This window comes from Providencia sp. PROV119, from assembly GCF_028482435.1.
GTDB lineage: Bacteria > Pseudomonadota > Gammaproteobacteria > Enterobacterales > Enterobacteriaceae > Providencia > Providencia stuartii.
The window spans coordinates 85,421-97,766 of the sequence record NZ_JAMPQL010000015.1 but is presented as its reverse complement, the minus strand read 5'-3'; the positions used below and the strand labels follow the sequence as shown (position 1 = coordinate 97,766).

Annotated in this window: 11 protein-coding genes and 1 pseudogene; 9 read left to right on the top strand and 3 right to left on the bottom strand. The window is 46.7% G+C overall.

Annotated features, from left to right (window positions below; all coding sequences use genetic code 11):
• Window position 1: 1 nt before the first annotated feature.
• Together PSF11_RS14190 and PSF11_RS14185 are read right to left on the bottom strand one after the other, a co-directional pair.
• Window positions 2-739: a class I SAM-dependent methyltransferase gene (locus PSF11_RS14190; protein ID WP_000371013.1), complete on the bottom strand. Its 738-nt coding sequence runs from the start codon at window positions 737-739 to the stop codon at window positions 2-4.
• Window positions 740-770: 31 nt separating this feature from the next.
• Window positions 771-2,000: an MFS transporter gene (locus PSF11_RS14185; protein WP_000974234.1), complete on the bottom strand. Its 1,230-nt coding sequence runs from the start codon at window positions 1,998-2,000 to the stop codon at window positions 771-773.
• A 256-nt stretch (window positions 2,001-2,256) separates the two neighbouring features.
• On the opposite strand from PSF11_RS14185, the gene PSF11_RS14180 reads away from it, so the two are divergent.
• The 9 genes and pseudogenes from PSF11_RS14180 (at window position 2,257) to PSF11_RS14140 (ending at window position 11,593) form a co-directional block, all read left to right on the top strand.
• Window positions 2,257-4,245, top strand: a complete 1,989-nt coding sequence (locus PSF11_RS14180) for a TonB-dependent receptor (protein ID WP_272682830.1) — start codon at window positions 2,257-2,259, stop codon at window positions 4,243-4,245.
• Window positions 4,246-4,402: 157 nt separating this feature from the next.
• Window positions 4,403-4,840, top strand: a pseudogene (gene tnpA, locus PSF11_RS14175) (IS200/IS605 family transposase).
• Window positions 4,841-5,011: 171 nt separating this feature from the next.
• Window positions 5,012-5,674, top strand: coding sequence for a PFGI-1 class ICE element type IV pilus protein PilL2 (pilL2, locus tag PSF11_RS14170; RefSeq protein WP_004239720.1), 663 nt, complete (start codon window positions 5,012-5,014; stop codon window positions 5,672-5,674).
• Window positions 5,671-6,411: a hypothetical protein gene (locus PSF11_RS14165; RefSeq protein WP_000149725.1), complete on the top strand. Its 741-nt coding sequence runs from the start codon at window positions 5,671-5,673 to the stop codon at window positions 6,409-6,411. The genes pilL2 and PSF11_RS14165 overlap by 4 nt, the downstream gene beginning before the upstream one ends.
• Before the next feature lie 13 nt (window positions 6,412-6,424).
• On the top strand, window positions 6,425-7,159 hold the full coding sequence (locus PSF11_RS14160) for a TIGR03759 family integrating conjugative element protein (RefSeq protein WP_000790124.1): 735 nt from the start codon (window positions 6,425-6,427) through the stop codon (window positions 7,157-7,159).
• 12 nt (window positions 7,160-7,171) lie between these two features.
• Complete coding sequence (locus PSF11_RS14155) at window positions 7,172-7,810, top strand: transglycosylase SLT domain-containing protein (RefSeq protein WP_004239718.1); 639 nt, start codon at window positions 7,172-7,174, stop codon at window positions 7,808-7,810.
• Complete coding sequence (locus PSF11_RS14150) at window positions 7,800-8,354, top strand: integrating conjugative element protein (protein ID WP_004245750.1); 555 nt, start codon at window positions 7,800-7,802, stop codon at window positions 8,352-8,354. The genes PSF11_RS14155 and PSF11_RS14150 overlap by 11 nt, the downstream gene beginning before the upstream one ends.
• 355 nt (window positions 8,355-8,709) lie before the next feature.
• Window positions 8,710-10,857, top strand: a complete 2,148-nt coding sequence (gene traD, locus PSF11_RS14145; RefSeq protein WP_012368437.1) for a type IV conjugative transfer system coupling protein TraD — start codon at window positions 8,710-8,712, stop codon at window positions 10,855-10,857.
• The gene (locus PSF11_RS14140) at window positions 10,844-11,593 is read left to right on the top strand and encodes a TIGR03747 family integrating conjugative element membrane protein (protein ID WP_000179437.1); all 750 of its coding nucleotides are present in this window, start codon (window positions 10,844-10,846) and stop codon (window positions 11,591-11,593) included. Before traD ends, PSF11_RS14140 begins: the two co-directional genes overlap by 14 nt.
• An 87-nt stretch (window positions 11,594-11,680) precedes the next feature.
• Here PSF11_RS14140 and PSF11_RS14135 read toward each other — a convergent pair whose 3' ends face one another.
• Entirely contained in the window at window positions 11,681-12,289 is a 609-nt protein-coding gene (locus PSF11_RS14135) for a DUF2913 family protein (protein WP_004239713.1), read from the bottom strand.
• Window positions 12,290-12,346: the final 57 nt, after the last annotated feature.

Sequence of the window (12,346 nt, the reverse complement as noted above, 5' to 3'; positions counted from 1 at the left end):
GTTATTTATGGCGGAGGATTGCCATTGGTACAGTACTTGAGCTAATGTTTTCATGGACCAATCCTTCTCTTGATGCCTCCTTAATTACTTGTTCAATTCCAAAAGTATACCAATCTCTTTCTATATTAAAATTTCGTATGACTTTATCGTCTTCTATGATTTTAAAATTCATATTCCAACGAATAGCCTCTTGATCTATAGGTTTGCCACTTAAATAAATTTCATAGATATGGTTCCCTATTTTTTTACTATTTAATAGTATCTTAGAAATGTTACAAGGCGTATTAAACGGCATTGTATCTACCAAAATAGCACCTTTTTTTTCTAGCCCATTTGCAAGCTTATTCCATAATATTTTTCTATCATTCTGATTAAAATATCCTATACAGCCACATATAATAGCGGCAGAAAATGATTTTGGTAGAATGGTATTTTGAAATGTATCAGCAATCACAGTTACTTGGTGTTGTATTTCAGGTAACATCATAATTCTTGTCATTAGGCCAATACGCATAGATGCAGACGGTTCAATTGCAAAAATATGTATGTCTGGAAACATTTGCGCAATTATACTTAATTCTTGGCCAGTGCCGGAACCTATATTTAACCAGTTGCCTGTTTTTACTCCCATAAACTTCAAGGATTTTATAAATGTATCTTTACGAGTTTCCCAATGAGGTTCGCTTAAAATATCATACATTTCAGCAGACTGAGTATAATAATCTTCATAGTTATCCATTCTGTAATTACCTTATTCAATTTCCTACTAATTATACATATTGCTCAAAATTGTTTGATGAAATATTTAGTTTAAGGCGTTTTTTTATTAATTTAATGGAAATTAGTACTGCGATAAAAGTATAAATAGATGATATTGCAAAAACAAAATGATAAGACCAGTTCTCCGCTGTCCAAGTGCCTAATAGAGTAGCAATGATTGCTGTAAAAGCATTTGTACATTGGAAAATAGTGAAATCAATACCAGCTTGTTTCAATGAAGATAAGCTCATTAAACCAGTGTAAAAAGAAACTAGTCCTGCAGAAAAAAGAATATATTTGAACCCTATAAGTAAAAAAAGTATTTCATGTGGGATATATTTTATTCCTATAGCCATGGATATGAAAGTAAAAATTAAACCTTGTAAACCATAGGTAATGAAAATTGATTTCCATATGCCAAATACTTTTATTAATATACCACCTAAAAGTGTTCCAAATAGGCTTGCACAAAAATTGAAGCTTCCTATTAATAGTGCAATATTATTTAATGTAATATTTATATCTATTAATAGAGGTCCGGTAATCATATCTGTGATTCTGTTACCTCCTTCTAATAAAACTACTAATAAAATACCAATTCTTACCTCTTTTCGATTAAATGCATATGATAATTTGGGTATATGGTAAGTTTCAGATGTGGTTAGTCTATCTGATTCTTTAAAGTAGAGTGTTGGAATTGTAAGTAATATGATGGTTAGAGCTGATATAGCAAATGCAGTATTTAAGCTAAAATAACTGGAAATTAATAAAAAACCACTAGTGCCTAATAATGCTCCTATTTCTCCTCCGCCAACTTGGGCAATATTTCCCCACCCTCTATTACTTGCCTTAATCTGTTCTACCGCCATGCCATCACATGCAATGTCAATAGTCGATGTTAAGAATGCACATAGGATAAATATTCCAAAAATCCAAAGATTATTCAGTTTGCTTATATTATCGTTAGGGTTTATTAGAATAAGTAAAAAAACTAAAAGAGCAACCAATGATTGACCAATAAGAATCAAGTTACGTGAACGGCGAAATTTTTTTCCAAAAGGTAATCTCAGGCGTTCAATAAATGGAGACCATAAAAATTTAAGTGTCCAAGGAAGCATAAAAAGTGAAGTCAATCCAATTAAAGAGAGAGAAAATCCTTCACTTCTTAGTAAGGTTGGTACAGATTGCATGATAATCATTGATATAAGGGTTTGGGTGATATAAACCCCACCTATAGCCATAATGATCCTTCTGTTGGCTGATAACTCATAACAGATTGATTTATAGCAGCAATGATCCTTTTGTTTTTTGTCATTGGTTTGCACTCTATTAACCCACCTTAATATTCATGTTTTCTGTTACTCAGCACACTTTCATAAGTATATATAATTTTCATGCTCAAAATGTGATCAACCTCAAATAATAATAACAATGCAAATGATATTAATTCGCATTAACATTTCGGCGTAAAGTGCCATTGCACATTTTGGGGTTTATATGGAAAATAAAGGAACTTTATTTAAATCTATATCTTTTGTAGCGGCTACAATGGTAACAGTAAGCTCTGTAGCTGCCACAGAACAGCATGATAATACAATAACTGTTACTGCAACTAAGCGCATTCAAAGTAGTTTTGATGTAATTGGTAATGTGAATGTTCAAACTGATGAACAGTTAAAAAAATCTTTAGTTAATCAAACTGATGATTTGAGCGCAGTTTTTCCTGAGTTGTTATCTGCAAACCGAAGTTCGCGTATTTATAACAATATGACTCTTCGGGGCCAATCTTCGGCCGATTTCTTTTCTCCAAGTTTGGGACTGTTTGTTGATGGTGCTCCCCAGCTTTCTCAATCGTATGCTCAATCTCTTCAAGGGGTTGAGCAAGTTGAGCTACTTAAAGGCCCACAAGGAGTTATTTATGGGCGTGGCACATTGGGAGGGATTATCAGTGTTATTACCAAAAAACCCAGTAGTCACGCTGAAGCATGGTTAGGGGGGCAATATTTTGGTCAAGGGGAAAGAATCAATACAGGAGGAAGCACTGGCTACATGGAAAACGGCTGGGCTTTTCAGGGGAATGTTAGTCTCGATAGAAATAATGGTTCTTTGAACAATCCAGCATGGGATAAAAAAAATGTTGATAGCAGAGATATAAAAGCTGGATGGTTGTCTGCTAATTATATTTCCCCTGATACATTATTTGAGTCTAATTTAAAAGTAGGTGGAGAAAATTACCATTCTCATGAGGAATATTTTGTTCCTTTTTCACCTCTTTCACGTTCAAAAATTGATACTGAATGGTTATATGAAACACCTAATCTTAAACGTAAATTAAAAAATATTTCCTGGAATACAGGTTATGATTTTAATGATGAATGGAAGTTTAAAACGATACTTTCTTATCAAAATATGGATATAGATAGATTGTTTATGGACGGAACGTTACAAGATGATTCTCAGGATATTTTGTATTCAGAAGCAAGAGCTAATTATGAGGGGGGGGATCTAAGTGGAATTATAGGGGTATCATTTCAAAAGATGGGTTATAGACATGATAATTTATCTGTAGGGAAAGTCGGAATGGGAGGAAAAAAATCTGATAATGATATTTATAATTACTCTGGATATTTTGATGGTGCATACAGGATAAATGACAATTGGGAGTTAGGTGCAGGGGCTCGTTTTTCTCACGAAAAAGCAAAAACTCGAATGATTATTTTAGAAAAAGGAAAAGGTGAGTCTAATTATAATAATAATGCAGTTTTTAATGCCTTTATTCCACGAGCAAGTATCGCCTGGCTTCCAAATGAGCAGAATCGTATATGGTTTGGAGTTGGCCGCGGTTTTAAACCTGGTGGTTTTAACAAAGAAGGGGTTGATAAACTAGCTCTGAATTCTTATAAATCGGAAATTGCCACGGAAATGGAATTAGGTTGGAAATGGCACAGTGTTAATGATAACCATATGGCCGAAATTACTTTATATCAAATAGATAGTAAAGATGTTCAAGGATATGTAGGTGTTATTGGTTATCAGGCATTATCTAATATGGGAGATTCAAGAAGTCGAGGGATAGAATATCTTTGGAAATCAAAGCTTACCCCTAATCATAGTATTTCACTGGGTGGCATGTTCAATCAATCAGAGTTTACCAGTGGAGAACATAAAAATAAAAGACCTGCTTATACTCCTAGTTATAGTTCATTAATTTCATGGGAGGGCTTATATGGCAAGGAGCAAAAGTGGTCTTCTCGGATTGCAGTCAGATTTAATGGACCATTTTACTTTAATGAGCAAAATAATTTAGAACAAGGGCATTATACTGTTGTTGATGCATCAATATCATGGCACCCTACAAAGCAATATGAACTTAGTATCTATGCGAAAAATATTGGTGATGCTTTATATCGAACGTATGCATTTGGTAATAAAGCACAGCTAGGTAATCCGAGAGAGATCGGGGTTCAGGGAAGTATTAACTTTTAGGGTATAGTAAAATCCGCCTGCGCCAAAAAGCGGGTTTTTATTGTCAGCCTTAAACCACCACCTAAGCAGGTGATGATTGACCCTGTGAGGCTATAGCCTGAAGGAAACCCATGTTAAAAAACTACCTCTTACTCACCACAAGTAAAGAGGAAATAACATGGGTTTATACAGAAGTTCATCACATGTGTATTGACGTTGCAAATATCATCTAGTTTGGACTCCTAAATATCGTTATAATATATTGAAAGATAAAGTAGGAAAAGAGCTTTATAGAATAATTTATATTCTCTGCATTATGAAAGACTGTGAAGTATTGGTGCTAAATGTTCAGCCAGACCATGCTTATTTAGTTGTAATGATCCCACCTAAACTATCAATATCAACACTAATGGGAGTCCTGAAAGGACGTAGTACGATAAGGTTATATAATCGATTTCCACATATACGTAAGAAACTTTGGGGTAATCATTTTTGGGCTAGGGGATATTTTGCTGATACGGTGGGGGTTAATGAAGTCATCATTAGGCGTTATGTAAGGCATCAGGATAAAGTTGATCAAGAGCTCGACCAACAAATGGAATTGTTGGGGGATTAATAAAGAATATAGCCCCCTTATAGGGGGCCCAATTTAAAACCACCTCTTTTAGAGGCGGTATTTTACACCCGCCGTTTTCTTTTTTTTCGGAAAACTAATTTCCTATTGAGAGCGCTTGCTTTTCTGCGCACAGTGTGCCTGTGACTTTATTTTGTTAACTCAGGACAGAAAATGCGTATGAAAACTCTCCCGATATGTCTTGCCCTGACCTCACTGTTGTTGGGGGGCTGTGCAGACAAGCCAGCCCAGCCTACGGAAGCGGCGGCAGACATCGCGATTCCGCTCAACGTCGGTTATGCTCAGCCGCTGCTCCCAGATATTTATCCGTCAGCCCCGGAAGTGGTGCGTTATGACCGTTACCGGCTGGTTGATATTTCGCCTTCACAGGCACAGCGTTACCCGCTGGAACAAATTGTTCATCTGCGTATTCCTGCTTCCGTCTCCCCGACAGTCGGGGATGCGCTACATTATGCCCTGCGTGATTCCGGATATCGTCTGTGCACGTCCGATGGACAGGCGAACCACCTTTATCGTTTGCCGTTACCCGCTGTTCATTATCAGATGGGATCGATCCGCCTGAATGTGGCGTTACAGATCCTTGTCGGTCCGGCCTGGCAGTTGTGGGTGGATGATGTGCAACGGGAAGTGTGTTACCGACTTCGTCCGGAATACACGCCATCTGCGCCGGATGCAGGAATGAGCGGCGCTTCATCCGTCTCTGTGGTCACCCCACTTTCTGCGGGCAGTACGCCATTACCGGTGCCACCGGTGCTTAACACTTCCACTGGTCATACCGATGTGAATAAGGTTCATCGCGGAGGGTGGCTGAAATGACTCATTCTGAAGAATTGTCCGTAACCCCATTACATAAAAAAATTTACCGGGGGGTGATTGTGACGGGCGTGGTCGCCTGTGCTCTGGTGGCCGGTATCCCGCTGTTTATCCACAGTAATGTTATCAGTTCACACTCAGAGGCTCTGTCACAACTCGGACAACGATTACAGGCGATTGAGATGAAGATGGCTGACTCTGTCACGGATGACCGGATGAATGCGCAACTGGACGTGCTCCGTCAGGGGCTGACGACGCTAAAACAGGATGTGGCATCACAGCGCGACACCCTCAGAACGGTGACAGCACAGCTGGCGGTGGCCGGCAAACCGGATGAACAGATCGCCGTACTGTCTGACGGGCTGGAAAAACGGCTGGCACAACTGGAAACCCGCCAGGCACAGTGGGCACTGGCGTTACATCAGTTGCAGGAACAGCGTCAGCCGGAACAAAAAACGGTCAATCCCCCGGTTGTCAGGGCAAAACCCGCCACGCCGGAAACTTCCCGTCTCGGGGCTTCTGTCCGTCCATCCCGGACCGTGCCGTTTCAGTTAACCGCGATTGAACAGCGGGGCGGTCGTCTTCTTGCCGCACTGGCTCCTGCGGATATTCGTCAGCTGGGGCAGGTACAGTTACTGCCGGTAGGCGGACGTTATCAGGGCTGGGAAATGACCGACATTCAGACTGATCGTGTGACATTACGTTATCAGGGGCGCACAGTGACGTTGCGCCTGCCATAAAAGGAATGCCGTGATGAAAAACATAAGATGCGTGGTTTTACTGGGTGGGTGTCTGATGTCCGCACCGCTGACAGCTGCACAGTCTGTTTCCGGGGCAACCCGACCGGTTCAGATTGAGGCGGGGAAATCGGCTGAGAGTCAGACACAGTCATTGCAGTATGAGGCGCAGGAATGGGGACTGAGTGCGGAGGAGTATGCCCGTTTTGAGGCGCTGATGAAAGGGCGGCGCGGTATTCAGTCTCCCGGACTGGATCCCCTGACGACATTGGGTATTGAGGCCCGGTCAGACGAAGAGCGCCGCCGGCTGGCTGAAAAGTGGGTACAGCAGGAATTTGCCAGGGCAGAAAAAGAGCTGGCGTTTCAGCGGGAAGTAGATGCTGCCTGGAAGCGGCTCTATGGTCAGGTATTACCGGTCAGTCTGGGAACATTCGGCAGGATGGAACAGGGAACAGCGCAGCGCCGGCAGGCACTGTTTGTGCAGGCGGAAAATTGTAGCGCGTGTGATGCCCGTCTGGCTACTCTGCTGGCCGGCAAACAGCCGTTTGATATTTATGTGCTGGGGACAAAGGGGGATGATAACCGCCTGAGGGCTTGGGCCAGACAAAAAAATATCCCGGCAGAGCGCGTCAGAAAGCGGGAAATTACGTTAAATCATGATGGCGGTCTCTCGCTTCAGTACGGACTGACCACCACACCGGTGGTGATGCAACAGTTACCGGATGGGCGGTGGCGTCCGCTCACACCTTAATCCGGAGGCGTGATGCGTAAAAATTCCCTGCTCACTCTTGTCCTGCTGCTGTTTTCCGTGCCGTTACCGGCTCGGGAGGTGCCGCCGGGCTACCGTGAGGTGGCCCGGCAGGAGAATGTACCAGCAGAAGCCCTGTATTCCCTGGCACTGACGGAGTCATCCTGGACATTACCGGCACATCACCCGCAGGCCGGTGAAATCCATCCCTGGCCGTGGACGCTGAATGTGGCTGGTAAAGGATACCGTTATCCGACACGGCAGGCCGCCTGGCAGGCTTTACAGTCGTTTTTACAGACGACATCCCCCAGACGTATTGATGTGGGGATTGCACAGGTGAACTGGGGCTGGAACGGGCATCACTTCCGTTCCGCCTGGGAGGCCTTTGATCCTTATACCAATTTGCATGTGGCCGCCCGCATCCTGCGCCGCTGTTATGAGGCGTCACCGGGTAGTTGGATCCGTGCCGCCGGCTGTTATCACCATCCGGCGGGCGGTCAGCCCGCAGTACGCTATAAAAATAGTGTCCGGCGTCAGCTGGCGACACTGACGGGCGGTACACAACCCGTTCCCGCTCATTTACCGGCAGTCAGTACAGATCGGGCTGTATCGTTTGTGTGGATAGAACCGGAGAACAAAACCGATGCGAAATAATCCTGAAGAAAAGACAACGCGAGCCTTTTATCCCCTGCCCGTCTTGGGGATGCTGCTGTTTTGCGCAGCCGGCGGCAGTCAGGCGGCATTAACGGTGGTGGCGGATTATGGCGGGCAACCGGCAGCACCTTTTTATGACGCGATAAATAATGCCCCGAATGAATGGACAGCAAAGCCGGCGTCCCGCCCTCTGCCGTCCGTGATGGCCCCGTCAATGGTGTTGCCGGTTGAGACACCGGAAATGACGCCGGGGGAGGTGGATGACCGCGTCCTGCATTTACCGGGGATTGGGGCACTGTATCTGGTGGGGGATGATCCGTTATCCCGGGCATGGCTCACACAGCACGCAGCCCAGCTGAATGCAATGAATGCGGCCGGGATGGTGGTGAATGTGAAATCGGAAACCGGGTTACAGGCGCTTCAGGCGCTGGCTCAGGGAGGACTGCTCTCCCCAGCTTCTGGCACCGATTTAGCTCACCGTCTTCAGTTATCACATTACCCAGTTCTGATCACGGAAACCGGGTTGACCCAGCAGGTGAAGTAATGTTACCGCCGATATGGCCTTCAGATGGGGTTGACTCCCCGGCATTCTGGTTGGCCGTGCTGATGTGGTGCGTGTTCTTTGTTGTGATGAGACTCCTGGGGAAAAAAAACCGTCCTGCCCGCCGTCATCGTCACTGTCACGGGAAAGAATCGCGTGTACCGGAAAAAGAAAATCCGTCAGATCCTCCCTGGGGTTGAGTGCAGTGAGCACATTGTTTTCCGGACGTGTCGGTGAATTTTCAAACAGTGTTTCCAGTGGAAACGCTGGATGATTTTTGAACACTGTTTCCACTGGAAACACCGGTGAATTTTTAAACACTGTTTTCCGGGGTAACACCAAAAAAGAGTTTGAGAGAATGAGTGATCGTTATGTGATAGAGGCCTGGCTGCGACCGGCCGTGGAATTGAACAGTGCTCTGGTGTCCGGCGGGGCGGCGTTTGTGTGTGCGGTAGCGCCCTGGGCAGTGGCATTGTCTCCGTCCGTGAGTTATGTCACCGCCGGTGCGTTTGCCGGTTTTTCCGCATTGCGGGCACATCAGGGATTCCGGGTATTACGTTACCGCCGGAATCTCCGGCGTCTGCCCCGCTATCAGGTGACGTCGGCACAGGTGCCGGTCAGCCGGCAGCGTCTGTTTCTGGGAAAAGGGTTTCAGTGGCAGCAAAAACACACGCAACGCCTGCTGGAAACCCAGCGTCCGGAAGTGGAGCGGTATGTTCAGCCGCCGGCACATTACCGGCTGGCCCGGCAGTTTGAACTCCGTTTTGAATCCCGTTTTCCGGCGGTTTGCCGGCTTTTGCAAAAAGACAGTTGGCTGAATCCGGTCCGCCCGCTGACGCCGGTGGGGGGGAATCCGGTGTTACACGGTGTGGAGCCGGATGAGGTGAATGTGACCATGGATTTGCGTGAACGGGTTGGTCATATGCTGGTACTGGGGACCACCCGTGTCGGCAAAACCCGTCTGGCGGAAGTGCTGATCACTCAGGATATCCGCCGGGGGAATATCACGATTGTTTTTGATCCGAAAGGGGATGCGGATTTATTGCGCCGGATGTGGGCGGAAGCGCATCGTGCGGGGCGCAGTGAGGAGTTTTATGTTTTTCACTTGGGCTGGCCTGATATCAGTGCCCGTTATAACGCCATCGGGCGTTTTGGCCGAGTATCGGAAGTCGCGGGGCGGGTTGCCGGCCAGTTATCCGGGGAAGGGAACAGCGCGGCGTTCCGGGAGTTTGCCTGGCGGTTTGTTAATATCATTGCCCGGGCACTGGTTGCTCTGGGGGAGCGTCCGGATTATGCCAAAATTTTACGTTATGTCACCAATATCGGGGAACTCTATCAGACATATTCGATGCAGGTGATTAAAGCACAACTACCTGATTTGTTTGCCCAAATCGAGAATGCGCAGAACGCGCTGACGGTCGAGGATGTGCCCCGTCATCTGCAAAGTGATCCGAAAGCTGTGGCTATCTGGGCAACGGAGCTGGCGTTAAGTAGTGAGAAAGGGAAAAAAATCTATGATCCGATTTTGGACGGGCTGCGCAGTGCGATCCGTTATGACCGGACCTATTTTGATAAAATAGTGGCTTCTCTGCTGCCGTTACTGGAAAAACTGACTACCGGAAAAACTGCCGCCCTGTTGTCGCCGGATTACACCAATATGCAGGATCCCCGTCCGATTTTTGACTGGCAGCAGGTGATTCGGAAAAAAGGGATTGTATATGTCGGGCTGGATGCGTTATCGGATGCGGAAGTGGCGGCAGCGGTGGGGAATTCCATGTTTGCGGATTTGGTCTCGGTAGCCGGGCATATTTATAAATTCGGGACTCAGGATGGACTGCCGGAGGATGAGCACGCCGGAAAATTACCGATCAGCCTGCATTGCGATGAATTTAATGAACTGATGGGGGATGAATTTATTCCGTTACTGAACAAGAGCGGCGGCGCGGGGATTGAAGTGACGGCCTACACACAGACCTGGTCTGATATTGAAGCCCGGCTGGGGAATGCGGCGAAATCGGCGCAGGTCACCGGTAACTTTAATACGCTGGTGATGTTGCGTGTCCGTGAACTGATGACCGCGAAATTACTGACGGAACAGTTACCGGAAGTGGATATTTACACCAAAACCCTGGTATCCGGGATCACCGATATTTCCAATCCGAGGCAGGGGAGTGATTTTACCTCCAATACCCAGGACAGGGTCAGTATGGTGGCTAAACCGCTGCTGTTACCGGCAGATATTATTCAGTTACCGAAAGGACAGGCGTTTGCGCTGCTGGAAGGCGGGAAGTTATGGAAAATCAGGATGCCCCTGCCGGCGGCAGAGGCTGATGCCCTGATGCCACCGGATTTACAAAAAATCGCACAGTATATGGAGAAAAATTACCGTACCGGCGAAACTTGGTGGACTGCGTCATCATTTTCGGATGCGCGGCATGACAGCGGCGGTATGAATGTGGCTGAGATGGCACCGGATACCGAAGGGGGCAACGATGGCAACTGCTGAGGTACGTCAGGAAACCCCGCGTCACCCGGCAAAAGACCCCGGTTTGCCGGCTAAATTGTTGTGGCACTGGCCGTGGGCCATCATCGGGGTATTACTGGCCTCCTGGGTATGCAGTCTGTTGATTGAGTGGGTCGGGATTGCGTTTTTCTGGGCGGACGAAGGGGCGGAGCACAGCCGGCAGGTGATGTTAACCGAGAGCGGGTATCTGTCAGAAGGGTTTACCCGTAGTCTGCTGATGTCCAGTCCGGCGCAGTGGCTGGCTCATACCGTTGAACAGGCATACCGGTGGCTGTTTGTGGAGTCCGGGCTGATGGAGAGCTGGCAGAACGTGTATCCTGTCAGCGGGAATGCAGTTGCCCGTGAACTGGATGACTGGCGGATTTGGTTTGTGTCCGAGCTGAGAGACTATCTGCTGGCGACGGTTTATGTGACGCTGACCTTTTTTATCCGGGTGACTATTCTGGTGCTGTCGATGCCCCTGTTTGTTATGGTGCTGTTGGTGGGCATGGTGGAAGGCTTTAACCGGCGTGATTTGCGGCGTTATGGTGCCGGGTATGAATCCAGTTTTGTGTATCACCACGCCAAGCGTTTTGTTAAGCCGGCCTTTTTTGTTCCGTGCATGATTTATCTGTCCTGGCCGTCTGCCATTTACCCTAATCTGGTGTTGTTACCGGCGGCTCTGTTGTTCGGGCTTGCGGTGGCAGTGGCTACCGCGTCATTTAAAAAATATTTATAGGCGCTGGGCAGAGACACACAACACTTGTTTTTGTGTGTCTCTGTCAGCAGACAAGCGGCTAGGCCGCGCGTCAGTGGTGTGATGGGGTTATCCTGCGCTGATTGATGGATTGATGAGTGTGAGCAGTAAATAAAGTGGCGGGTTGTCTGTCGTGATGAGTTGCCAGCCACATTGTGTCAGCAGTTCAGCTAGTGCGGCGATATCACCTCCGATTTTTACAGGTAGGTGTGCGGTCTGATGACCGTCAGTATCAAAAGCCTGCTCCAGTGCATTTTTGGATAAACAGATGGTGTTGCTGAGCGTATCCGGGCTCACCGCATGTCGTCTGTGCCACGATTTATCACTCAATAACTGATAGGCAAAGCCTGCCTCCTTGGCCGATTCAAGCGCATAAGTGAGCCGGAACAGATCGCTCTGCTCGTGTAATGCGCCTGTACAGGAGCGGTACAGATAATCCAGTTTTTGTGGCAGTTTGGCCCGGCTCCCCAGTGTACGTCCCTGTTGAAGCAGCCAGTCAATATCCGGCGTAACGTCACGGTCAAAACGGCGTTGCTTTTTGGCGGTTGCCAGCCAGCGTATTAAAAACAGGTTTTTCTGCATGTCGGACTGCACCAGCCCCTCCCTGCGGGCCAGATGCAGGGCAACCAGTGCACACCAGGCAAAATGCCCAGTTTTTCGGGTGATGGTCTGACTCATAGGCTCACTTTTATTTATTCATTTCAGCTATTTTCGCAAAAAGCAAGCAATATAAAA

What these genes read in the sequence shown, in the direction of transcription:
- PSF11_RS14190 (WP_000371013.1), bottom strand. Translation starts at nt 739, where the DNA reads ATGGATAACTATGAAGATTATTATACTCAGTCTGCTGAAATGTATGAT.
- PSF11_RS14185 (WP_000974234.1), bottom strand. Translation starts at nt 2,000, where the DNA reads ATGGCTATAGGTGGGGTTTATATCACCCAAACCCTTATATCAATGATT.
- PSF11_RS14180 (WP_272682830.1), top strand. Translation starts at nt 2,257, where the DNA reads ATGGAAAATAAAGGAACTTTATTTAAATCTATATCTTTTGTAGCGGCT.
- pilL2 (WP_004239720.1), top strand. Translation starts at nt 5,012, where the DNA reads ATGCGTATGAAAACTCTCCCGATATGTCTTGCCCTGACCTCACTGTTG.
- PSF11_RS14165 (WP_000149725.1), top strand. Translation starts at nt 5,671, where the DNA reads ATGACTCATTCTGAAGAATTGTCCGTAACCCCATTACATAAAAAAATT.
- PSF11_RS14160 (WP_000790124.1), top strand. Translation starts at nt 6,425, where the DNA reads ATGAAAAACATAAGATGCGTGGTTTTACTGGGTGGGTGTCTGATGTCC.
- PSF11_RS14155 (WP_004239718.1), top strand. Translation starts at nt 7,172, where the DNA reads ATGCGTAAAAATTCCCTGCTCACTCTTGTCCTGCTGCTGTTTTCCGTG.
- PSF11_RS14150 (WP_004245750.1), top strand. Translation starts at nt 7,800, where the DNA reads ATGCGAAATAATCCTGAAGAAAAGACAACGCGAGCCTTTTATCCCCTG.
- traD (WP_012368437.1), top strand. Translation starts at nt 8,710, where the DNA reads ATGAGTGATCGTTATGTGATAGAGGCCTGGCTGCGACCGGCCGTGGAA.
- PSF11_RS14140 (WP_000179437.1), top strand. Translation starts at nt 10,844, where the DNA reads ATGGCAACTGCTGAGGTACGTCAGGAAACCCCGCGTCACCCGGCAAAA.
- PSF11_RS14135 (WP_004239713.1), bottom strand. Translation starts at nt 12,289, where the DNA reads ATGAGTCAGACCATCACCCGAAAAACTGGGCATTTTGCCTGGTGTGCA.